Origin of the sequence: Aeribacillus sp. FSL K6-2848 (genome assembly GCF_038004325.1) — a bacterium.
Classification (GTDB): Bacteria; Bacillota; Bacilli; order Bacillales; family Aeribacillaceae; genus Aeribacillus; species Aeribacillus composti.
On record NZ_JBBOQQ010000001.1, the window covers coordinates 3,718,280 to 3,741,747 of the forward strand.

Consider the following 23,468-nt stretch of genomic DNA (forward strand, 5'->3'; position numbering starts at 1 on the left):
TACCTTTTTATTTATCCTCAACTCTCTTATAATCAAAAAAGTTGCAGAGACTGCTTCAATAATATGTTCTGCATCAGCAGTTGACATTCCGATACAGTTGCCCCATTTTTCTTTTGAAATCCCGTTGCCGAATGGAAACAAATAAGGCTTGATCCGACAATATATTTAACCCGTTATTTTCTCGTGTAGCCGAAGCATTCAATTTTTTCTGCGGATTTACAGCGCTTCCCAAACAGCGGCGATTCCTTGTCCTCCGCCAATACATGCAGATACAGCGCCATATTTTTTGTTTCGCCTTTTTAATTCATAAATAAGAGTTGTCGTGATTCTTGTTCCGCTTGCAGCAAGAGGATGTCCTAGCGCAACGGCTCCCCCATTTACATTTCCGATTTCAAGATCAAAACCTAATTCTTTTTGGCATGCTAAATATTGAGCAGAGAAAGCTTCATTGATTTCAATTAAGTCCAAATCAGAAATCGTTAAATTTGCTTTCTTTAATGCATTTTGAATAGCAGGAACCGGACCGATCCCCATATACTTCGGTTCTACTCCTACAACATCCCAGGAAACAAGGCGGGCAATCGGTTTTAACCCCTTTTCTTCTGCATAATCACTTGATGCAATGACAACAGCTGCTGCTCCATCAACCATACCGCTTGCATTTCCCGGCGTGACAACACCATTTTCAATAAATCTAGGCTTTAATTTACTAAGCTGCTCCATGCTCGTATGGCGGATATGTTCATCTTGATCAATAATGATGTCTCCTTTTTTTCCTTTCACAGTAACCGGTACAATTTCTTCTTTAAAATACCCTTTTTCTCTCGCCGCAATCGCACGCTCATGGCTAGATAAAGCATGACGGTCAATTTCTTCCCTCGTTAAATTATATTTGACAGCTAAATTTTCAGCTGTTTCAGCCATTGTGCAGCCGCCATACGTATCATATAGTCCATCCCATAACCAGTCTTCTACAACAGGCGAACCTAGAGGACTTCCCCATCTCATACCGCGAATGACATGCGGTACTTGACTCATATTTTCCGTGCCGCCAGCCAGCACAACATTTGCTTCTCCCGTTAAAATGTAGCGGGCGCCTGTTAGGATTGCTTCAATCCCCGTCCCGCATAAACGATTAATCGTTACGGCAGGAACTTCAATCGGGGTGCCGGCTTTTAATCCAACATGTCTTGCTAAAATGTGTGCATCTCTGCTTGATTGCTGAACGTTTCCAAACACAACATGATCAATTTCATCAGGCGAAATATTAGATTTTCGAATAGCTTCTGTAGCCGCAAATGCACCTAAATCAGTCGCAGTAGTGTTTCGAAATGATCCAGATATTTCAGCAAATGCCGTTCTTGCTCCTTCCAGCAAAACGATATCTTTCATTTTATTCACTCCTCTAAACATTTAGGTATTTCCAACAGTTCCTTGGCATGTATCAAATATTGATAGGTATATGATGCTTAAGCGAACAAAAAAGCGTTTTCATTTATCAGAATAATGAAAATTATTTACACGCTCATTATAAAATTACGAAAATTAAATAACAATGTTAAAAATACTTAAAAATCAAAGGAGAATTCAGCAAATTTGCGTATAAATGAACAAGCCGTCAGGTAAAGCGGCTTTTCAAAACAACTGCTGGATTGTTAATAAGGTAAAAAATGGAATAATGTCAAAATAAGTTGGGGTGAATATTTTCGATCATTTGATGAAAGTATGATGGTTTAGTATTGGATCTTGAAGAATTAGAGATACATTATATTCTAGAAAAAAAGAATTAATTATTAAACCACTCTGGAATGTACAATTTAAAAATGGTAGAAACCCGGAAAAGAAGATGGCACCTTATCTTATGGTACTAATCCGGACGTGTTGTTTTTAAAAACCAATCATCGAATATTACATTTCTCGCTTTAGGAAAAGGACAGGTCATTTTTATGTTCGAACGTTCTGGTTGTTCGATTATTTTTATGGCGCTTTCTTTATATCCCTTTTCCAGCTTGGTTCTTTCGTTTTGAGCAATAGCGAACTTTTCATTAGTTAACCTCTTTTGTTTCTACTAGAGTTCTATATAGAGGCAGCGAATACATTCTTAAATGGTTCTGTAAAATATAAATAAATGAAAAATTTTACTTGGTGTGACAAAAAAAGGGAGGTAAAATGAATATTAAGTAATTGCAATATATTGTATAGGTTTAATAAAGAATTGGTGATTAAAATATTTAACCATACCTAAAAAAGCAGTTTTCGTACTTCTAAAGAAGCGAAATATTAAAAAATTTAAAGAAAATAATACGTGATGAAGCCTTTTTTGGTTGGATTAGAAGTAAAGACGAGTTTTATCTAACGCTGCTAAAGAGTTACTTTTGATCTTAAAATCTCAGCTTACTTCTCTTCCCAGCTAGACTACTAGATACTTCATATTACTGATGATGATTTAACAGCTTTTAATCGAAAAAAAGGATCATTATTTTTGAAAGAAGGTGCGAAAATGATTAAAGAGCTTCATCGTTCTTTAATGGAACAATTCGAACTATTGGTTTCGTGGAGAAGATATTTGCATCGGCATCCTGAGCTTTCTTTCCAAGAAGAAAATACACCAAAATTTATTGCAGAGAAGCTTTCCTCCTTTGGGATTGAGGTAAAAACCGGTATCGGCGGAAATGGAGTTATCGGAATGATCAAGGGAGGAAAAGAAGGAAAAACCATTGCCTTCCGCGCTGATTTTGATGCGCTTCCGATCCATGAAGAGAACGACTCTCCTTACAGATCGTCCGTAAAAGGAGTTATGCATGCCTGCGGCCACGACGGGCATACAGCAGCTCTCCTCGGGGTTGCAAAAGTATTAAGTGAAATCGATCGCAGCCGTTTAAAAGGCAACATCGTATTCATCTTTCAGCACGCGGAGGAAAAACCGCCCGGCGGCGCCAAGTTTATGATTGAAGATGGATGCCTGGACGATGTTGACCTTGTATTTGGCGCACATGTTTCCACTGATATTCCGTACGGCAAAATAGGCTTACGAGAAGGACCCGTTATGGCTGCTGTCGATGCATTTACGATTCAAATAAAAGGAAAAGGAGGCCATGGGGCCCGTCCGCATGAAACAGTAGATGCTCTTGTCATCGGCAGCCAAATTGTGAACTACTTGCAGCAAATTGTCAGCAGACGCGTGAATCCGATAGATTCAGCAGTTGTGACAGTTGGTGTGTTTCAAGCTGGAACAGCTTTCAATGTCATTGCAGAAAACGCTAGAATAGAAGGGACAGTAAGAACATTTAATCCAAACGTTAGGAAGCAAATTGAGGAGGAAATCAGAGCGATTGTTCAAGGACTATGCCAAGCTTCGCACGCAAGCTACGAAATTGATTATTTAAACGGCTATCCTCCAGTTATCAATCCTAGAAATGAAACCGAACAATTGCGAGCCATTATTAGCGAGACGTATGCATCTGACTGTTTTTATAATTATCAGCCGTCAATGGGAGCAGAAGATTTTGCATACTATTTAAAGCATAAACCAGGTGTTTATTTTCATGTCGGTGCAAGAGGAGACGATCCAAAAACTCATTATCCTCATCACCATCCCCGCTTTGACTTTGACGAGCGTGCGCTTCTCGTCTCAGGGAAAATATTTTTAAGTATTGTCAATCATTATCTTTTACAATAAAAAAATGATGTCAATTAAAAGTGGTGCAACAAATTCGAAATGTACATTGAACCAACAACATGATGATTTTATGTAGCGAAACTGTCAACAAGCAAATACACATTCTGTTCAGCCGCTTCGATCCATACGTTAAAGAAACGCAAACAAAAAATGCGAAATTTTGTACGCAAAGTAATAGTTTACAAGGAAATGCAGGTTTTCTGTTTTAAGGAGAAAACCTGCATTTTCAATAAATTTTTGAAAACAGCTTACGTACATTTTTCGCGTTTTATTTCTATATTTCTTGAGAGCTGTTTTTGGTGTATAATAATGTTCATTGAGCTTAAAATTTCCCATTGGCGAGCTACTCGCCTGGGACTTTTATTTTTTTCTTTTCCGGTGTGTTACTCCATTTGAAAATCTTATTTAAAAACTTGTAAATATTTTTGCTTTCTTTCGCAAGTAGCGGTCCTACGATCGCTAAAATAAGAACATAAAGGGCAGTAAAAGGAGTTAAAATGGGATTTAATCCTGCTGTAATTCCTAAATTTGCAACAATGATCGAAAATTCTCCACGAGCCATAATGGTTAAACCAATATTGGTAGAAGCTTTATGGGATAGCCCCGCTTTCCTCCCCGAAATCATACCAGCTACAAAGTTCCCAGCAATTGTGAGTGCGGCAGCGCCTAAAGCTAACCAGATCGCACCAGCTAATGTTGATGGATCAATACTCAATCCAAAGCTGAAAAAGAAGATTGCGCCAAAGAAATCTCTAAACGGAACTACCATATGTTCAATGCGGTCTCGATAGTCAGTTTCTGAAAAAACTAGACCTAACAGCAATGCGCCAATCGCTTCTGCAACATGAAGGGTTTCTGAAAACCCAGCAACAAAAAACAATGTAGCAAATATAACAATAATGAAAATTTCGTCAGATTTAATATTCAACCATTTATTTAATAAAGGCGAACCTTTTCGTGCAATGAAAAAAAACAGCAGCATATAGCCAACCGAAATAAGAACAGAGGTAATGATACCGAGGACAGAAGTAGAGCCGGCAAGCAAGACACCTGACATTGTGGTTAAAAATAAAGCAAGGAAAATGTCGTCAAATAAGATGATCCCAAGGATTAACTCTGTTTCTGGATTTGCTGTTCTTTTTAAATCAACAAGGACTTTGGCGACGATTGCACTGGAAGACACGCTGACAAGCCCAGCAATAATAAGAGTCTCCATCCATGGCATCCCGACGATAAATCCATATAAAAGGCCTAAAACAAAATTGATTGCTACATAAAGACTCCCGCCTACCACAATATTTCGGCCTGATTTCATCAATTTTCCAACAGAAAATTCCAAACCTAAATAAAAAAGCAAAAACAGAACACCAATGCGTCCTAAAAATTGGATAATTTCTTTACTTTCAATAAAGGTTAAGTCGATAATCCCAATCGTTGGGGCATGCGGACCAACAAGCATACCTAGGACAATCAGGAAAGGGATAATGGAAAATTTAAGCTTATTTGCGATAATAGCTGCAATTGCAACAAGGACAAGTGCTGTACCAACTTCAAAGACTAAATGATCCATCTATAAACCTCACTCCTTTCCTTTGTTCGATAATAAGTTGTTAACTAGTTGTTTTAGTTGGTTTCGTTCTCCTGAAATTACTAATGTATCGCCTGCCTCAATCACCGTATCCGGACCTGGGTTGTGTGTCTTCTTTGTCTTTTTTTTCTTAATAGCAATGACCGTAACTCCATAATTGTTTCTTATATCAATCTCACCGATCGTTTTATTCACAACTGGTGCACCAGGTTCTACTTGATACCATTCAATAATTAAATCATCAAACGCAAAGTCAACGGTTTCTAATGCTTTAGGTTTATATGCCATTCCGCCTAAAATTCCAGCAATTTGTCTTGCTTCTGAGTCATCAAATGTGGCAGTACTTAAAACCTCATCATGATCATCTGAATCAAAATGATAAATTTCTCTCCGTCCATCATCATGGATGACAATAACAAGCTTATCTTGGTTCTTTGTAATAATTTCAAACTTATATCCAATTCCCGGAAGTTCACTTTCTCTAATATTCATGCAAAAATTCCTCCTTATAAATGTTTTAAATGAATGGATTAAGGTTGTTGAATATTAAAGGTTTACATCAATTTCCGTTTTAATTTTTTCATCTTTCGAAATTCCTAGATATTTGAGTGTTTCAGAAGGAGACGAATGGTGAAAATATTTCTGAAGCAAAGAAATGGCGACTCCTCGTTTATAGGCATGAAATCCAAAGGTTTTACGCATAGAGTTCGTTCCAATTTTCCCTTGTATGCCGACCGCTTCTGCGGCACGATGGATAATGCGGTAAGCCTGTTGACGCGTGATGGGCTTTTTCGTTTTCGCGGACTGGAATAAATAATCTTCGCGGTTCAATTGTCTCGATTGGATATAGTGGAGAATCGCCCTTTTTACTTTTTGGTTGAGATACACTTCCTTAGTCGTTTTAGATTCTTTATGTGGAAGCAGATAAAAATCCTTTATGTAGCCGTCATCCCCCAAAACATCTCCTACTTTTATTTCCAATATTTCTGTGATCTTTAAACCGGTATTGATGCCAAACACAAAGAGTACATAATCTCGCTCTGAATGCTTTTTTAAATATCTTTTCATGGCATTGATTTGTTTTATATCTCTTAGAGCTTCAACATATTCCATATAGTTATTCCCCTTAATCCACGTTACTTAACACTATTATATACTATTATTATGTAACATGCAAACAAAGCTTTGTATTTTAAGACGAAAATAAGGGATAAGGTAAACAAACTGTTGTTTTTATGTTTAGCGGTCCTGTTATTCCTAATAAAGAGGAATTTTAATATGTAATCCTGCCCGTTTCAAGCCTTCTTTAAACAATTTTGCATACAGTTTTTTCTTCATTCCATTTCATAGGAAACAATTTAGGTACCTGCTTTAAATCTTGCACTTTTATGAATTTCGCTTGAACCTCATCGCTTCCCAAATTTCGAGTTGCACCTTTGTCCTTTTGCGGCATGCCCTAAGCCCATATTGTGCGCCATTAAAATAATCGTTTTTGCTCAATATCACAAAATCATCAAGAAAAAACTGATCTATTTCTAGAAAATCGGCTTATTGACGCCCCCATTAATGTTTTAGAAACGTTGATATATCGGTGTTTATGATTTTTTGTTTTCAATGGCGATTTGACTTTCTAAGACAGCCCCCAAAGTCATCACAACCAAGCACAATTGAAAGAAACAGTTATGCTATACTTTTATATAAAAAAATAACTATTTTTCGTTCTGTTTGTGGCACATGATAAAGACGTTTTGAACTGGGGTGAAAAGCCAATGCACATAAATGGAATAGAAGTGAAAGGTAAAGTTGTCGACAGACAATCTCGTTGCAAGCATTACCATAAAGATGTGGATATTATTGCAATCAAATTTTATTGCTGCCAGACTTATTATCCATGTCATAAATGCCATGAGGAAGAGGGATGCGGAAATCCACAAGTTTGGCCCAAAGCCTTGTTTGATGAGAAGGCGATTTTATGCGGCCATTGCGGGAAAGAATTGACTATTAATGAGTATTTGCACAGTGCATATCAATGCCCGAACTGCAATGCGCAGTTTAATCCAGGCTGTGGACTTCACCGTCATTATTATTTTGAAACTTAAAAAATTTATTTCAAAACGCATTACAAAAAGCCATTTCAAACTTACATTTATCAAAGTTTGAAATGGCCCTCATTTTTTAAAATAGACGTGTGTTACATACAATCTCAAAAACTAACTAAATTTTAAACTGCTGTATTAATCGATCAAAATCCATTGCTTCTTTATCCAAATGTTTTGCTGAATTTGCTACTTCCTTCATAGAAGAATTAGACTGTTCAGCAGTAGCTGTCACCTCTTCTATTCCAGCTGCAGATTCTTCTGATACAGACGCAATACTTTCAATGGATTCTCCCATTTTTTTCGTATTGTCAAGAACACTGTTAATCGATTCTGACATACCGCGAATTTTATGCGAGACTTTTTTAATGGTCTCTTTTAGTTCATTAAAGATATCACCTGTTTTTGAAATAGTTTCCGTACCTTCTGCTACGTTTCTATAGCCATCCTCCAATGAAATAACAACATTTTTAGATTCAGTTTGAATGCCTTGAATGATAGAAGTAATTTCCGAAACAGAGGAAGCTACCTGTTCTGCAAGCTTGCGCACTTCATCAGCGACAACTGCAAAACCCTTTCCATGTTCTCCTGCCCTTGCAGCCTCAATCGCAGCATTCAACGCTAAAAGGTTGGTTTGATCGGCAATTTCTTGGATGACGTTAATTAATTTGGCAATATCGTTTGTTTTCGTATCTAACCCTTTTACCATTGCGAGTGAACCTTGAATTTTCGCATCAATTGATTCCATTTTTTCGATTGATTTTATCATTGCCTGACTGCCATCCTCCGTCAGAGTAAGCATGGAGTCTGAAAATGTCTGCACTTCTTGTTGATTTTTTAATACATTTGTTACGATCGATTCAAATTCATTCATCTGTTCTAATAGCTCTGATGCAGAGTTCGCTTGTTCTTCAGCACCGCTTGATAATTCCTGCATGGTAGAAGCAATCTGTTGGCTGCCTTGCTGAACCTCTTCGGAATATTGTGACAGCGTTCTGCTTTGTTTGCTTAAATTGCCTGAAACATTTGTCATATGTCCAATAATCTGATGCAAGTTTCCTTTCATTTTATTCATAGCGTTGATTAATTGGCCGATTTCGTCTTTACCGTCATAAATGACTGCATGACCTTGCAGGTTCCCGTCTGCGATTTGATTCGCCATTTTTACTGCTACAAGTAAATTTTTCCTTATCGTCCGTGTAATAAGGAAAACCACTGTTACCCCAAGAGCGATTGATAAAAGGACAGATAAAACCAATATGAGTAGGCTGTGCTGCATAACATTGAATGTTTGATTGACAGCTACAATGCGTTCTTCCTCTACGGCCTTTGTCAATTGATCTAGCTGAGCAACTGTTTCTGTACGCAATTCAGCGATTTGTTCTCTTAACTTGCCGATTTCTTCCTTGTTTCCACCCTTCAAAGCCGGAACTAGCTGGTTTAAAAACAGATCATTAATCATTTCCTTGTTTGTTTCAATCTTTGCTAATAAATCCCGTTGATTTTTAGTCTCCAGTTGAGACTCTATTCCCTTCTTTTTGTCTTCATACTCCTGCATACGATCATTAAACTCTTGCAAGTTTTTTTCATCCATTGTATTTATATAATCGGCCACTCGAATGTCAGCAGCTCTGAAAAGCGAAGCCATTTCTGTTATATGTACAGCCTTTTCTCCTCTACGGTCAATTTGTTCAATGTTGTTTTTTATTTGAAAAAATTGGTTTCCTATAATAATAGACGCTATAATAAATAATCCCACTGTTACGATCAAACCAATTGAATATTTCCAGCCAATATTTAAATTTTTATACATCCGTATCATAATAATCCCCCTCGTACCTTCTTATGTAACTTTTTTTCTTTTTCTAGTTGGAGGTTACACATCGGCAAAGAACGTATGAAATCACTAAAATGAAAGCGGCAAAGCAGGAAGCTATTTGAATATAGCCGTTGCAAAAGAGCCGGAAAATACTAAAAAGAAAACAGGTAAACCAGAAAGCACTTAAGCTGCCGCATAACCAAAAATCTTTCTATTTTTAGCACCGACTAAAATATAAAAACAACCATTTCGGGAAAAATGCAATATAAAATCTTTCCGAATGGCATCACGAATAAGAAGCAAGCCGAATGCTAACCAAATAGATAAAATATTTTACCTTTAGAAGCTTATATTCATTATCGTCTCACCGCTTTTACAAGCCATTGGAAACTCCCCCTAAACCAGCCTCTGATTCATGCAATGCTAATTTCTCTTGCATTATGACAAAAGCACTAGTATATGTTTCATTTTAAACCTTTACAAAAATATTTTCATTAAAAAACTTAAGGATTACAACAAACTTGGGCAATAAGGCACTCAACACAAATTATTGTGAAATTTCAATCTCTTCACATATCTAAAAAGATGTGACAATTCAGACATGTATAAAGCAAAGGGGGATATGGAGTATTTTAACCCACGCATCCGTATTGGATGCGACTCAATGTTTTATCTAAACTAAGTGGGATATAAAGATTTCAATCCACGCATCCATAAAGGATGCGACGCTGTCTCTAATGAAAACTGTTCAAATGTCAACTATTTCAATCCACGCATCCATAAAGGATGCGACTTGCTCCGATCTAATCCTATTGTTTCATCCAACTGATTTCAATCCACGCATCCATAAAGGATGCGACGAAGACATCTTTCTTGACGAAACTGGACGTTTTATTTCAATCCACGCATCCATAAAGGATGCGACATCGGATCAGATCGCCTCCTTTTCTTTTTTGGATATTTCAATCCACGCATCCATAAAGGATGCGACTTGACGGGCTCCGAAAAGCAAATCAAATGGGCAATTTCAATCCACGCATCCATAAAGGATGCGACGATAGTATCAGCAAAAAATGCATAATCATCCTGGATTTCAATCCACGCATCCATAAAGGATGCGACTGATACCGTCAATGTGTTTTGCAAGTTTATTGATATTTCAATCCACGCATCCATAAAGGATGCGACATTTTCTGTTTGGCTGTTATGTGAAAATGTATAAATATTTCAATCCACGCATCCATAAAGGATGCGACGGATCAAAAAGTTTCTTGAAATACAAAGATGTTAATTTCAATCCACGCATCCATAAAGGATGCGACCGGTTTGACGCCTGCTCAGCGTAAGAAAGTAGTATTTCAATCCACGCATCCATAGAGGATGCGACAATATTATTAAAATTTTAAAAAAATAATTAACTTATTTCAATCCACGCATCCATAGAGGATGCGACGGAACGATGAAATATCTTTACACCGACACAAGTATTTCAATCCACGCATCCATAGAGGATGCGACGGCAATGCGCCAACGTCCATGCCTAATTGTGTTTATTTCAATCCACGCATCCATAGAGGATGCGACGTAATAGATTACGTATCAGGATTTTTTGCAGCAGATTTCAATCCACGCATCCATAGAGGATGCGACTGCATTTTGAATAGCGTTAACTCTGATGAACTCCAATTTCAATCCACGCATCCATAGAGGATGCGACGGCGAACGTGGCGAAAAGCTTCTTGAGGACTTGCAATTTCAATCCACGCATCCATAGAGGATGCGACTTTTTTTAAAATTTTAATAATATTTTGAATTTTCAATTTCAATCCACGCATCCATAGAGGATGCGACGGGAACTTCGCGCAAATTGATAATACCAAGCTGCGATTTCAATCCACGCATCCATAGAGGATGCGACTTTATTTCTTATTTTTATATTGTGTAAGTAATCGTATTTCAATCCACGCATCCATAGAGGATGCGACACAAAGTTTGTACCTTTGACCAATTCTTCTACAATTATTTCAATCCACGCATCCATAGAGGATGCGACCAAGATCCACTATGTCGGACGTGTACTCAACAACAATTTCAATCCACGCATCCATAGAGGATGCGACTGTCTCTTGGAATATTTGCATCAAGTACCGTAAAAATTTCAATCCACGCATCCATAGAGGATGCGACGGCTTCTATCAGTATTTAACTTTGTTTCTAGCGGAATTTCAATCCACGCATCCATAGAGGATGCGACCTCAATCGGTATCAACCTCCTTTACTCTAGCATCAATTTCAATCCACGCATCCATAGAGGATGCGACCGCGTTGTCTTCGTCAGGATATTCGAATTCTAACATTTCAATCCACGCATCCATAGAGGATGCGACGCTTTCCTTTGTTGATAAGCTAGCTGTTCAGCTTATTTCAATCCACGCATCCATAGAGGATGCGACGCAGAATTGAGTGTGCAAGCCGATCAGATCGCAACATTTCAATCCACGCATCCATAGAGGATGCGACTGTATGTAGTGAAAGACGGAAAATTGATAGCACATATTTCAATCCACGCATCCATAGAGGATGCGACCTCAAGGCGAATCAAACGACTGTTGATACGTTGGCATTTCAATCCACGCATCCATAGAGGATGCGACGCAGATGAATCACCAATGATTTACCGGATGCAAGGATTTCAATCCACGCATCCATAGAGGATGCGACGATTAGTTGAATCTGTAGATCTTAATGAATTAAGATTTCAATCCACGCATCCATAGAGGATGCGACGGGGGTAAGCATGAAAGATAAATTACTTGTAATTATTTCAATCCACGCATCCATAGAGGATGCGACAATGATTATGGAACAAGAAAATATTCCACTATCATTTCAATCCACGCATCCATAGAGGATGCGACCCCGCGTTGTATGTGTATCCTTCATGAATAACGTATTTCAATCCACGCATCCATAGAGGATGCGACTGTTTTTCAGCTTCGGCTATAATTTCGTTTTTCGATTTCAATCCACGCATCCATAGAGGATGCGACGCTGACACAATTACATATCCCCATCCCTGCCCACATTTCAATCCACGCATCCATAGAGGATGCGACAGCGCGCCCCACCCTAACGTGTAATGGCGAGGGTATTTCAATCCACGCATCCATAGAGGATGCGACCTCGTATTCTTGCCGTGTTGCATACGGCAAATTAATTTCAATCCACGCATCCATAGAGGATGCGACTATTTTATCGGTTGTGCATTGGAGGGAGGCGCATATTTCAATCCACGCATCCATAGAGGATGCGACTACAGCGCCAACAAACCGAGCGAAATCGTTGCAAAAATTTCAATCCACGCATCCATAGAGGATGCGACCATGTGGAAAACGTTGTATTTGCGAATTAAGAAGATTTCAATCCACGCATCCATAGAGGATGCGACGTTCGCGTGGGCAGGCGTCGGCAGCTGACGGGCTATTTCAATCCACGCATCCATAGAGGATGCGACCCATAACCTACGCGAAAAACTCGATTACCTAGTCATTTCAATCCACGCATCCATAGAGGATGCGACGTTGAAGTCGACGAATTGGACGACAGTGAGCGCGGCATTTCAATCCACGCATCCATAGAGGATGCGACTATACGCATCAAACAGTTTTGCTCCTTCCGATTGATTTCAATCCACGCATCCATAGAGGATGCGACGGATGCAAGGGTAGACAAGCCGTTTCTAACTGGGAATTTCAATCCACGCATCCATAGAGGATGCGACGTCCACGATAATGAATTTTCGTAGTTCCTCATCATTTCAATCCACGCATCCATAGAGGATGCGACAAGTGTATGGGGTGTGGCGAGTTGGAATGCTGATATTTCAATCCACGCATCCATAGAGGATGCGACCCAACTAGGAAACAAGTGTTTTGTCTGCTGTTTTATTTCAATCCACGCATCCATAGAGGATGCGACTTTTCGAAGACCCCCGCTTAAACCCGAGAATGGAATTAATTTCAATCCACGCATCCATAGAGGATGCGACGACTATGAAAACAATCTGCCAATCACAAATACTATTTCAATCCACGCATCCATAGAGGATGCGACGTTAATTCTGCAAAAAGTAGTACTAAAAAGACACCATTTCAATCCACGCATCCATAGAGGATGCGACGGTAACCCCAGTCGCCTCTTTCAAATATTGTTCTATTTCAATCCACGCATCCATAGAGGATGCGACACAAATTTTCCTTCATCACTTTCCTGCGGACGTATTTCAATCCACGCATCCATAGAGGATGCGACCACCTTAACCTTCATGTTCTCCCTCCTCCATAAAATTTCAATCCACGCATCCATAGAGGATGCGACATTCACTTTTTGTTCAGCATCCGCAATAGCTGCTTATTTCAATCCACGCATCCATAGAGGATGCGACCTTTTGGAAGTGCGGTCAAAGCTTGTACACCGAATATTTCAATCCACGCATCCATAGAGGATGCGACGGTTGATAGCCTGCTCGTCCAGCCCATCAATGTATTATTTCAATCCACGCATCCATAGAGGATGCGACGGTTCTTGAAAGGTAAACCTCAATTAGTCCCTATTGATTTCAATCCACGCATCCATAGAGGATGCGACTTGTTGCAACTCTTTAAGTTCTATTTTTTTAATAAATTTCAATCCACGCATCCATAGAGGATGCGACGAATTTCTTTTGCCTTCAATTCAGTTGCCATGAATTTCAATCCACGCATCCATAGAGGATGCGACAGGGGTGTTCCCCATGAGTTTTGATGCAACAGCTATTTCAATCCACGCATCCATAGAGGATGCGACATTTTCTTTCTCAAATTCAATGTTTCGCAAAACCGATTTCAATCCACGCATCCATAGAGGATGCGACTATAGCCGTTCTTTTTGATTGATCGTTCTTGTGTATATTTCAATCCACGCATCCATAGAGGATGCGACCGGATTCTTGCTGCAAATAAGCAGTATGATGTAAATTTCAATCCACGCATCCATAGAGGATGCGACTTGTATGTGGACGAAACAGTTAGAAGTCAGCTGATATTTCAATCCACGCATCCATAGAGGATGCGACGGATGGGAAGAGATTGATTGACTATTAAGGAGGATTTCAATCCACGCATCCATAGAGGATGCGACACAAAAACGTAATGTGATGTTGGCCTAAGCGGTTATTTCAATCCACGCATCCATAGAGGATGCGACCGCAAGCGCCGACACAGCTTCCCGTTCTGTTTCGGATTTCAATCCACGCATCCATAGAGGATGCGACTGTCGAAAGCAGCGATATATGATCAGTTAGTATCCATTTCAATCCACGCATCCATAGAGGATGCGACGTCAAAGTCAACGGCAACCGACCAATCGCCAAACAATTTCAATCCACGCATCCATAGAGGATGCGACCCCATCCGTCAACCTCTTCCCCGGCATCTAGAGCAATTTCAATCCACGCATCCATAGAGGATGCGACGGCAAATCAAAATCCAACTCGTGTTGTTACTGGTATTTCAATCCACGCATCCATAGAGGATGCGACATAATCAAAAATTCTTCGCATTCCTTCGCTGGATTTCAATCCACGCATCCATAGAGGATGCGACTGGACAATCTCGAAATGATGACCGCCAAACCTAGTATTTCAATCCACGCATCCATAGAGGATGCGACCGTACGAGTCAAACAGTTTTGCTCCTTCCGATTGATTTCAATCCACGCATCCATAGAGGATGCGACGCTATTTTGTTAAACAAATTTTCAAAAGAAATACATTTCAATCCACGCATCCATAGAGGATGCGACAGCATTAGCAGAATCTCCTTTACAAATTTTAATTATTTCAATCCACGCATCCATAGAGGATGCGACGCAGATTCCAGAAAACAGTGAATCTTTCACTTTTATTTCAATCCACGCATCCATAGAGGATGCGACTGCGGTTACTACACGATACTTACATATCGATAAAATTTCAATCCACGCATCCATAGAGGATGCGACTGCTGTGATAATGTTTTGCTATTTGACAAAAATATTTCAATCCACGCATCCATAGAGGATGCGACAAGCAAGATCCTTCTACAAAAGCAAAGCCTGGGAATTTCAATCCACGCATCCATAGAGGATGCGACGTCATGTGTATTATGATCTTCTAGTTTTAGAAACAATTTCAATCCACGCATCCATAGAGGATGCGACAAAAGGAGGAATAAAAACAATGAATATTACTGTTATTTCAATCCACGCATCCATAGAGGATGCGACGTTTTTTGCCTTTTGCAGTCACATAGTTATTTTTATTTCAATCCACGCATCCATAGAGGATGCGACGTCATTCTGGCAGTCTTTTAATTTTGCGAAAAAGGAATTTCAATCCACGCATCCATAGAGGATGCGACTTCTTACGGCTTGAGACCAGTTGTTTTTTGATTTATTTCAATCCACGCATCCATAGAGGATGCGACTGGTACTGTCTTAGCAAATTTTTTCATACACCGGTTATTTCAATCCACGCATCCATAGAGGATGCGACGCAGTTAATTTCGCTCCTTACAACAGCGCTGGATTTCAATCCACGCATCCATAGAGGATGCGACTAAAACGATAAATCCGTTTTCGTCTACCACTTTATTTCAATCCACGCATCCATAGAGGATGCGACGTAAACGCCAGGTAAAAACTTCTCAATTGCTTGATATTTCAATCCACGCATCCATAGAGGATGCGACGTTAAGCTGTCTGTTACAACACGGTTGCTTTCGATATTTCAATCCACGCATCCATAGAGGATGCGACTTAAGCTGTCTGTTACAACACGGTTGCTTTCGATATTTCAATCCACGCATCCATAGAGGATGCGACTGAAGCTGTTTCAAATAAAAGCTGAATACATCGAAATTTCAATCCACGCATCCATAGAGGATGCGACGACAGTAGATTTATCGATTATATTGTGCCTTACAGTATTTCAATCCACGCATCCATAGAGGATGCGACAAAGCGGTGCTATATTTACGCTGTATAAAGATGGATTTCAATCCACGCATCCATAGAGGATGCGACTTTGATGATTTGATCCTTTTGAGCATTTTGTAACTATTTCAATCCACGCATCCATAGAGGATGCGACAGCGATTTTTTCTCAAAATTACTTAAATTGATGTAATTTTGACAAAAAACCGCCATTTTCTTTATAAAAATAAAGAACTTTTTTCAAAAAAAAAGGTTCATCACCAAAAGATGTACTTGATTTTTACGTTAAAATGTGATAGAGGTCTCTAGACGGACACGCAAAGTAAAACGCTGGATATTTCGATACCCATATCCTCGCCTTTTGATCAATTTTATTTTGTTGTTGATTCCTTCCATTGGACCATTTGAGTAAGAAAAAACGATGCAAGAAAGCACTGCGTCTCTTCGGGTGATGAGTGCCTTGGCAATACTGCGTACGGCGGCACAGTCGCTAAAAAGGTACCGGTCAAACCATTGGGTCAAACGAGTTTCGGCTTGCTTTCTTGTTTGGCTTTTGGATACGTAACGGAAATGTTGAAGTGCTTGATAGACATCACGTAAATAAGCACTTTCTTGGCACCATTGTCGAACTTCCTGTCTCTCTTCTTCTGTTAATTTTTCTGGACGTTGGCTTAACAATCGGCACACGCGGCGAACGCTTCCATGTTTGGTTCCGCCTTTGGCAAGGTATTTGCGACAACGTTCCAGTGCATCGGTGAATAACTGAATCACATGGAAGTGGTCAAGAACATGGATGGCTTTTGGACATACCTTTTCAATGGCTTTTCTCATGGCAGGAGCCAAGTCGCTGACAACATACTTCACTTTGGAGGCGACGGGTTGAAGCGCCTCCACAATGGCTTCTTCATTTTTTCCAGAAGCAATGGAAAGGACATTCCGAGTCTGTGTATCCATCACCGCTACTCCGTAATCATGTCCCTTTCGGAAAGCGAATTCATCCACACATACTACTGTAGGATTCGATGTTGGTAAAAGAGCCGGGGCATATTGATAAAACCAGCGTTCTACTGTCGTATAGGCGAGTTGTAACAAGCGAGCGACTTCTTGAATCGTTTTTCCGATGCATAACTGGGCGACCCAATGTTGAAACGATTCCGTCGCGATACTGTGAGACGGAAGTCCCGGATAAGAAACGGTGAACGTCAGAAAACAGGCTTGGCAACGCCGTCTTTCTATGGGAAGTTCAATCCAAAATAAACCGACCGTATTGGTATAGCCATGAATCCATTGTTTTCGTTTCGATGATATTTTGGTTGTCCGTCCGAAGCAAGTCGGGCAGATCGGACAATGAGGAGGGAGGGAAAGTTCAAAAATCCATCGTTCTCCCTCTTTTCGTTCTCCATGAATAAGAAAGCCTGGTAAAGTGATCAAATCTTTGATAAACTGAGATTGCATGCGAAATTTCCTCCATGGTTGATGGTTTGGTCACCTTTACCATACAGGAAATTTCGCATTTTTTGTACCCTTGATCAGAAAACAACCTGATTGTCAAGTACATTTTGTGGTGAAGAGCCAAAAAAAATAAAATATGGCAATAATTTCAAAAAAATCAGGTGCGAATGCATCAAGAATTTCAAGCTCACTATACATTCGCACTAAAAAATTATAGGATCCTCTAAATCAAGTGATGCTTTCACACCTATATGCTCTACTCTAGACTTATAATTGTTTCCTAGTTGATAGAACCTGAGACTATCTTTATTTTCATCAATAATATTGGTAAGTTCTAATTTTAAAGCTGTAAATTGGGCTGCATCGACGTTACATTCAAAAACTGAATTTTGGACTCGTTGGCCATAATTTTGGCATACTTTTGACACTTTCCTTAATCTTTTTTGTCCTGCACTGCTTACAGTACTAACATCATAAGTTATTAAAACTAACAAAATTTACACCTACTTCCATAAAAATGGTGGATACTCATCCAAATCATCACGTAAATGACGGGCCAATAGTAAAGCTTGTGCATGTGGAACTAATCCCCAAGTTATTTTCTCGCCTAAATATGGATGTGTTATCTTGTCTTGTTTTCTATTTTGCCATGCAGATAAGAATTTCTTTCTAGCTTCATCTGTCATAATTACAGCTCCATTTTCTTTTTTTATAAAATCCTCTTTGTTAACAATTTTTTTATTAATCAATGTTAAGACAAACTTATCTGCGTAAACACCCCGCAATTCTTCCATTACATCTAAAGCTAAAGATGCTCTTCCTGGTCGATCTCGATGCAAAAAACCAACATATGCATCGAGACCAACCCCCTCCAACGCTGATGCCATATCATTTGCCAATAACGTATAAGCAAATGAAAGCATTGCATTCACGTTATCTAATGGCGGTCTTCGTGATCGCGAGTGGAAATAAAAATCCTCTTTTTGCTGTAATATCATCTGATTAAACAGTTTATTGTAACTTATAGCAGCTTGCCCTTCCAAACCTCTTAATCTTTCTAAATCTTCACACTCTCGCACATCATGAATGATAGATGATAAATGTTGAGAGATTTCTTTAAAAAGAGCTACATCCACTCGTAATGGATAATCTCTAGTCATTCTTTCTATTATCCATTTATTGTTATAAATCTTTCCAATAATGAAGTTACGTGCAATTTTTACCGACATAACTTCATCTTCAGACACACGATATTGTTTCTTTCTAAGGATGACGTTACCTTTGCTTTTTCCGATCACTCTTGCCAGAAATCGACCGTTCTTAGTTAAAAAAACTAATGAAATATTTTTTTCTGCACAATATCCCATTAATGCAGGACTTGCACCAGTATAGCCAAAGGATACGATTGATTCTAAATTATGAAGCGGCAATCTACCTATCTTCTCATTCTCTTTTAAAAGGACAATATTATCGCCGTCTAATGATAAATAAACATCTGATTGAGTGATAAATAATGTGTTAAGCAGTTTTTTCATTCTTTTATCTTTCCTTCAATATAACTTTTTACAGTCCGCTTATTCATTAAATTTGGCAAACAAATATTTTGGAGGGAACAGTTTTTGCAAAAAGATCCAGTTTTCACTTTAGGCGTATACTTGCGCTTATAATGATCATGCATTTCTAAGACAATTGACCTTACTTTATTTTTATTTTCTAATGTTATAGGTATTTCTACTCTCCGTTTTATCTCGTTATAAAACATATATCCTATGTTTATTTTGCAAAGTAACATTTCCTCTAAACACATAACTTGTGCTGTTAATTGCAATATATCTGAATCATCTATTTTCGGCTTTCCTCGTTTATATTCTATAGGATAGGCAACATATTTTCCTTCAGCACCCACTATTTCTACACCATTATTATCTTTAACAAATTCAACAACATCACAAACACCGGTAATTTTCAGTTCATTTGACTTTACAGGCATTGCACGAACAATCAGTTTATTGCCACGCTTTTCTCGAATAAATGGCTTGTCAGCTTTTCGGTGAAGATATTGCCCTTCAATCGTTCTTACATTTTCTTCCCATTGCTGTTCAATATGAATGAGAGCCCATTGGCGTCTACAAAATTGAAAATGCTGAATACCGGACAACATTAAATAAATTTCTTCCTCATTATTTACCATCGATGACCACAGCTTTTAAACCATCTAGCTCATTTAAAGTGATCGTATAATCATCAATCGATTTTGGTTCTTCCACATTTTTTTCAATTTTTAATAAACGATGAACTTTAGCGGAAGAATATTGTCCCAGTTTTGAATTGTGCTCCCACCAATAAACTTTGTGCACTTCCATGCTTCCTTCAGGTCTCGCAGCAGATGCGTCATTCTCAAACAATGTAACAAGAGCTTGTTGGATTTTTAGAGCATCTTCATTTGTAAATCCTGTTTTTTCTGCCAATTGCGTATTCATACTGCCGTAAAAAACATACACACCAAAATCAACACGATGCTTCATTCCCATAGTGTCAGAGCTGCGTTTTTCATTTGTTACAGAATTTACACTTTTTGTAATCTGCATGCTGACAATATCAACAGGGTCGACACTTGTTGCCGTATGGATTGAAACAGGACCACGAACACCGACAGATAAATCGGATCCTTTAAAGGCAAAAACTTGACCAAAGGCCCGGACATCTATCCATAACTGGCAAGCTATCTTCGCAAACTCTTCACTTGAGCCGTTTTTAGAACTCATAATTTTCTTTAATTCCGAGTGTGCTTCTGCACGCTCTTTTAAACTTTTAAAATCATCGACTTTTCGATCATTCGATTGAACGAAAATGGACTCTCCCATATCCTGCAGTCGATTTCTGATTTTCCGTTTAATGGCCACATCCGAAATCTCTCCATGTCCGTCATAATTTTGTCTCGGACGGTTTCCATTCAATGGATCTCCATTCGGATTGGCTTTTTTAACCGATAATACAACAGCAAAATCAATTTTATGATCTAAGATTGACATATTACATTCCTCCTACTTCATTAGATGGTTCAGTATTTTTTTCTGATTTTTGATATAATGCATGTCGTTGGCTATAAAAACCTAATAGGTATTTACCAGATAACGGTTTGTTATTAAAATCTTCAAATTTCATTCTAGAAGCCACTTCATCAATTAGTTTGGACAAATATAGCCCTCTTGTCCCGAGCCTCATTTGATAAGGTTGAATACTTTCCTGAATGATCTTCCATGTTCTTGCGGGGTGTTTGGAAAAAGCGTTCATATATCTGATGGCGTTAGTAGCTCGCGTTTCATCAGAATCTAAAGCGCGTCTTTCCAACACATCCGCAATTGCTAATAAACGGCCAAATAAATAATCGCGGTCGTTATTTTCTGTATCTAGCGCCACATTTAATCCCTCCTGTTTATTAATTAAAGCGCAGGCAATACTTAACGTTTTTTCCCATTCCCAGTTTTCCATTGCCACTGGATTTGAAGCGCGATAAAAAGCGCTTCTTATAATGTCCAGAGGAATTTTTTTATCATCGACAATGCAAGGAAAGATGCGCTCCATCAGCCCTTTCACCACTTTATCATTTGCTGTCGGCCCGTAAGCAGCAAACGCGATATCTTTAGTCGCGGGAGCCCCGTAAAATTGAACCGTTTTCTTTTGTTCATCTTTTCGATAACGATGGAGCCACACACAAGTCGAATGCCATTTAATCAGTCTATCCAAATACAGTTTTCTATCCATATTTCGATAATAAAGCACCGCAAGACGCCCCGGGGTAGCAGAATCAAGGATTAAAATATTCACCTCGGACTTTGTTGTCAGATTCGCTTTATACCCCTCCAAAGCTTTGGCTACTTCATTGGCAAATTCCTGATTCGTAAACGATTTTCTTTCTTTTTTTTCTAATGGCATGGGATGGATAGCAAAAGTATCTTCTGTCGGATCTGGAAGATTAATTTCATCATTTCCCCATACAAGAAACACGCGTTGGTCAATGATTTTTCCCTGCCTGTTAATCAGCCATTTCAATGCATTATGCGCCTTCTGGGAAACATCATAACTAATGCTGGCCACTTCATTACTTTCATGGAAACGTCCCCTGAACGTAAAACCACTCGTATCATTGGCAGAAATTAGTTTCGCTTTATCGCCAGCATTTCTAATTTTGTTTGCGTGTTTGTCAGTGCTTGGCAGCCTTTTTCCCGTTACATAACATAGATCCTCATCACTTAACAAATCTTTATAAAATAAAATAAAAGATTCATACATTTCAGGGTCTTCCCAAACCTTTGTTAGTATTTTATTAGGCGAATAAACATTAAATCGAATAAAGGCACTCTCTATACCGCCATTTATTACTGAAAATATGGGTGGTTTACTACCATACAAAGATTCGTATTTTTTATCCCATTTATCTATTAAATAACCCTCAGCATCTAAGTACAAAATTTTTTCATCCACTAAATCTTTAATTAATCGTTTCTTACTTAAATAGCTATAAATACTTTTTAGTTTTTTTGTTGCATAGGGTGATTCTGCCCAATCTTTCAACTGTTGAATATAATAGCTAAAAGGTTCTTCTTTTTTTATTTTTCCACCATATGTAACAAAATCGCCTGCTACATAACTTAATTTATCGTGAAGCGGATAAGGGGCTATTTTCGTACTAGTCCGGTTCGCGGCATCTTCTGTGCAAGGGATGACAGTCACCTCTTTAATGACTGTTGCCGAATGGAATTGCCCGTCTTCTGTGATATTCACTGTAATATGCGCGGTTTGAGTCGTATGAGAAATCGGCAACAAAGTATACTCTTGTTCATTATGCTTTTTTTCCATTACACCTACACGATCTAAATTGGATTCATATGTCTCATATAAATTTAATAACCAGCTCATTTATTCACCTCCCCCTCCTAATTGATTTAACAGTTCATCAGCAGATTCAATATTTGTTTTATCGAAATGCTTCGGATCCATTTTTTTGATTTTTCGAACATGTGTACATTGATCTGGCCTAATAAACTGAATAATGCCATTCTTCATAACTGGATTCCATAGACGTACTTCCATTTCGTTTCTACCGGTTTCATCTGGGTAATTAATCCCATGAACCATGGTACCTAGATGAATATCGCCATAATCGTCATAAAATCCTTCACCTTCACCAAATACACACGGTTCAACATACCCTTGACATTCTCTAGTGCCTAAAAAGATATCTCTTCGTCCTCCAGCTTTCAGTGAACGTTTTAGTATGTTGTGATGCTTATGTTCGTTGCGATCAAAAGCAAGATCAGGACGGTGCGGATTAAAAACAAAATGTGCACGCACTTGATATCTTACGTCTTTTAAATACGTATAATGAGCCAGTGTATTTCCCCCGCCATATTCAATTGGCCGAATGCCTTTGGATTCCATTCGAATCGGATTCATCACTCGAACCTCATCAATGATAAAAAGTATGGTGGGCTTCCAATAAATCGACTCGACAATTCCTTTCAACGCCTGGTAGGTTGGCACTTGATAGGACAGCTTTTCACCTCCCATTTTTGTCAAAGGATCCGTGAATAAGGCGTAATCACCATAAACTTCAAATTCAATAGCGTTTCTCAATACAGACACCTCCTTTTTGAATTTTTTAATAATTTAATAATAATCTTTTTTCAGAAAATATTCAACTTAAATAATATATTATATGAAATATAATATTTGAATCTTGATTATGGTATAATAAATTGTCGCTTTTAAAAGCGTGGATTGAAAAATATATTATATTATTTGAAAGAGGGTGCACCAAAA

14 protein-coding genes and 1 CRISPR repeat array are annotated in these 23,468 nt (G+C 38.6%); of the genes, 2 read left to right on the forward strand and 12 right to left on the reverse strand.

Annotated elements, in window-relative coordinates; genetic code table 11:
• Positions 1-216: 216 nt before the first annotated feature.
• A complete protein-coding gene (locus tag NSS70_RS17980; RefSeq protein ID WP_327873288.1) occupies positions 217-1,392 on the reverse strand; it encodes an acetyl-CoA C-acetyltransferase in 1,176 nt (391 codons plus the stop codon).
• Between the two features lie 1,108 nt (positions 1,393-2,500).
• On the opposite strand from NSS70_RS17980, the gene NSS70_RS17985 reads away from it, so the two are divergent.
• Positions 2,501-3,679 carry a M20 metallopeptidase family protein gene (locus NSS70_RS17985; RefSeq protein WP_339197602.1) on the forward strand — a complete coding sequence of 393 codons (1,179 nt, stop codon included), beginning with the start codon at positions 2,501-2,503 and terminating at the stop codon, positions 3,677-3,679.
• A gap of 343 nt (positions 3,680-4,022) precedes the next feature.
• Here NSS70_RS17985 and NSS70_RS17990 read toward each other — a convergent pair whose 3' ends face one another.
• The 3 genes from NSS70_RS17990 to NSS70_RS18000 are packed head-to-tail and all read right to left on the reverse strand — an operon-like array spanning position 4,023 to position 6,380.
• Complete coding sequence (locus NSS70_RS17990; protein ID WP_144598418.1) at positions 4,023-5,249, reverse strand: cation:proton antiporter; 1,227 nt, start codon at positions 5,247-5,249, stop codon at positions 4,023-4,025.
• 9 nt (positions 5,250-5,258) lie between these two features.
• Positions 5,259-5,759 (reverse strand): cation:proton antiporter regulatory subunit, encoded by a 501-nt coding sequence (locus tag NSS70_RS17995; RefSeq protein WP_066250077.1) that lies wholly within the window; start codon positions 5,757-5,759, stop codon positions 5,259-5,261.
• Positions 5,760-5,813: 54 nt separating this feature from the next.
• Positions 5,814-6,380 (reverse strand): tyrosine-type recombinase/integrase, encoded by a 567-nt coding sequence (locus tag NSS70_RS18000; protein ID WP_094244430.1) that lies wholly within the window; start codon positions 6,378-6,380, stop codon positions 5,814-5,816.
• A gap of 656 nt (positions 6,381-7,036) precedes the next feature.
• Here NSS70_RS18000 and NSS70_RS18005 point away from each other — a divergent pair.
• The gene (locus NSS70_RS18005) at positions 7,037-7,366 is read left to right on the forward strand and encodes a CHY zinc finger protein (RefSeq protein ID WP_066250083.1); all 330 of its coding nucleotides are present in this window, start codon (positions 7,037-7,039) and stop codon (positions 7,364-7,366) included.
• A 115-nt stretch (positions 7,367-7,481) separates the two neighbouring features.
• Here the strand turns inward: NSS70_RS18005 and NSS70_RS18010 are convergent, their stop codons facing one another.
• The 8 genes from NSS70_RS18010 to cas5c form a co-directional block, all read right to left on the reverse strand.
• Positions 7,482-9,185: a methyl-accepting chemotaxis protein gene (locus NSS70_RS18010; RefSeq protein ID WP_340882139.1), complete on the reverse strand. Its 1,704-nt coding sequence runs from the start codon at positions 9,183-9,185 to the stop codon at positions 7,482-7,484.
• 626 nt (positions 9,186-9,811) lie between these two features.
• A CRISPR array of direct repeats spans positions 9,812-16,350; the repeat unit is 32 nt; unit sequence ATTTCAATCCACGCATCCATAGAGGATGCGAC.
• 128 nt (positions 16,351-16,478) lie between these two features.
• Positions 16,479-17,648, reverse strand: a complete 1,170-nt coding sequence (locus NSS70_RS18015; protein ID WP_021292746.1) for an ISL3 family transposase — start codon at positions 17,646-17,648, stop codon at positions 16,479-16,481.
• A 200-nt stretch (positions 17,649-17,848) separates the two neighbouring features.
• Positions 17,849-18,139, reverse strand: coding sequence for a CRISPR-associated endonuclease Cas2 (gene cas2 / locus NSS70_RS18020; protein ID WP_094244427.1), 291 nt, complete (start codon positions 18,137-18,139; stop codon positions 17,849-17,851).
• 9 nt (positions 18,140-18,148) lie between these two features.
• Complete coding sequence (cas1c, locus tag NSS70_RS18025; RefSeq protein WP_094244426.1) at positions 18,149-19,180, reverse strand: type I-C CRISPR-associated endonuclease Cas1c; 1,032 nt, start codon at positions 19,178-19,180, stop codon at positions 18,149-18,151.
• Positions 19,177-19,836 carry a CRISPR-associated protein Cas4 gene (gene cas4 / locus NSS70_RS18030; protein ID WP_340882142.1) on the reverse strand — a complete coding sequence of 220 codons (660 nt, stop codon included), beginning with the start codon at positions 19,834-19,836 and terminating at the stop codon, positions 19,177-19,179. The genes cas1c and cas4 overlap by 4 nt, the downstream gene beginning before the upstream one ends.
• On the reverse strand, positions 19,826-20,677 hold the full coding sequence (gene cas7c / locus NSS70_RS18035) for a type I-C CRISPR-associated protein Cas7/Csd2 (RefSeq protein ID WP_340882146.1): 852 nt from the start codon (positions 20,675-20,677) through the stop codon (positions 19,826-19,828). The genes cas4 and cas7c overlap by 11 nt, the downstream gene beginning before the upstream one ends.
• A 1-nt stretch (position 20,678) precedes the next feature.
• Positions 20,679-22,565: a type I-C CRISPR-associated protein Cas8c/Csd1 gene (gene cas8c, locus NSS70_RS18040; RefSeq protein ID WP_340882148.1), complete on the reverse strand. Its 1,887-nt coding sequence runs from the start codon at positions 22,563-22,565 to the stop codon at positions 20,679-20,681.
• On the reverse strand, positions 22,566-23,282 hold the full coding sequence (cas5c, locus tag NSS70_RS18045) for a type I-C CRISPR-associated protein Cas5c (protein WP_130158748.1): 717 nt from the start codon (positions 23,280-23,282) through the stop codon (positions 22,566-22,568).
• Positions 23,283-23,468 lie beyond the last annotated feature (186 nt).

Excerpts from the sequence above, each read along its gene's own strand:
- NSS70_RS17980 (WP_327873288.1), bottom strand. The coding sequence starts at position 1,392 with ATGAAAGATATCGTTTTGCTGGAAGGAGCAAGAACGGCATTTGCTGAA.
- NSS70_RS17985 (WP_339197602.1), top strand. The coding sequence starts at position 2,501 with ATGATTAAAGAGCTTCATCGTTCTTTAATGGAACAATTCGAACTATTG.
- NSS70_RS17990 (WP_144598418.1), bottom strand. The coding sequence starts at position 5,249 with ATGGATCATTTAGTCTTTGAAGTTGGTACAGCACTTGTCCTTGTTGCA.
- NSS70_RS17995 (WP_066250077.1), bottom strand. The coding sequence starts at position 5,759 with ATGAATATTAGAGAAAGTGAACTTCCGGGAATTGGATATAAGTTTGAA.
- NSS70_RS18000 (WP_094244430.1), bottom strand. The coding sequence starts at position 6,380 with ATGGAATATGTTGAAGCTCTAAGAGATATAAAACAAATCAATGCCATG.
- NSS70_RS18005 (WP_066250083.1), top strand. The coding sequence starts at position 7,037 with ATGCACATAAATGGAATAGAAGTGAAAGGTAAAGTTGTCGACAGACAA.
- NSS70_RS18010 (WP_340882139.1), bottom strand. The coding sequence starts at position 9,185 with ATGATACGGATGTATAAAAATTTAAATATTGGCTGGAAATATTCAATT.
- NSS70_RS18015 (WP_021292746.1), bottom strand. The coding sequence starts at position 17,648 with ATGCAATCTCAGTTTATCAAAGATTTGATCACTTTACCAGGCTTTCTT.
- cas1c (WP_094244426.1), bottom strand. The coding sequence starts at position 19,180 with ATGAAAAAACTGCTTAACACATTATTTATCACTCAATCAGATGTTTAT.
- cas4 (WP_340882142.1), bottom strand. The coding sequence starts at position 19,836 with ATGGTAAATAATGAGGAAGAAATTTATTTAATGTTGTCCGGTATTCAG.
- cas7c (WP_340882146.1), bottom strand. The coding sequence starts at position 20,677 with ATGTCAATCTTAGATCATAAAATTGATTTTGCTGTTGTATTATCGGTT.
- cas8c (WP_340882148.1), bottom strand. The coding sequence starts at position 22,565 with ATGAGCTGGTTATTAAATTTATATGAGACATATGAATCCAATTTAGAT.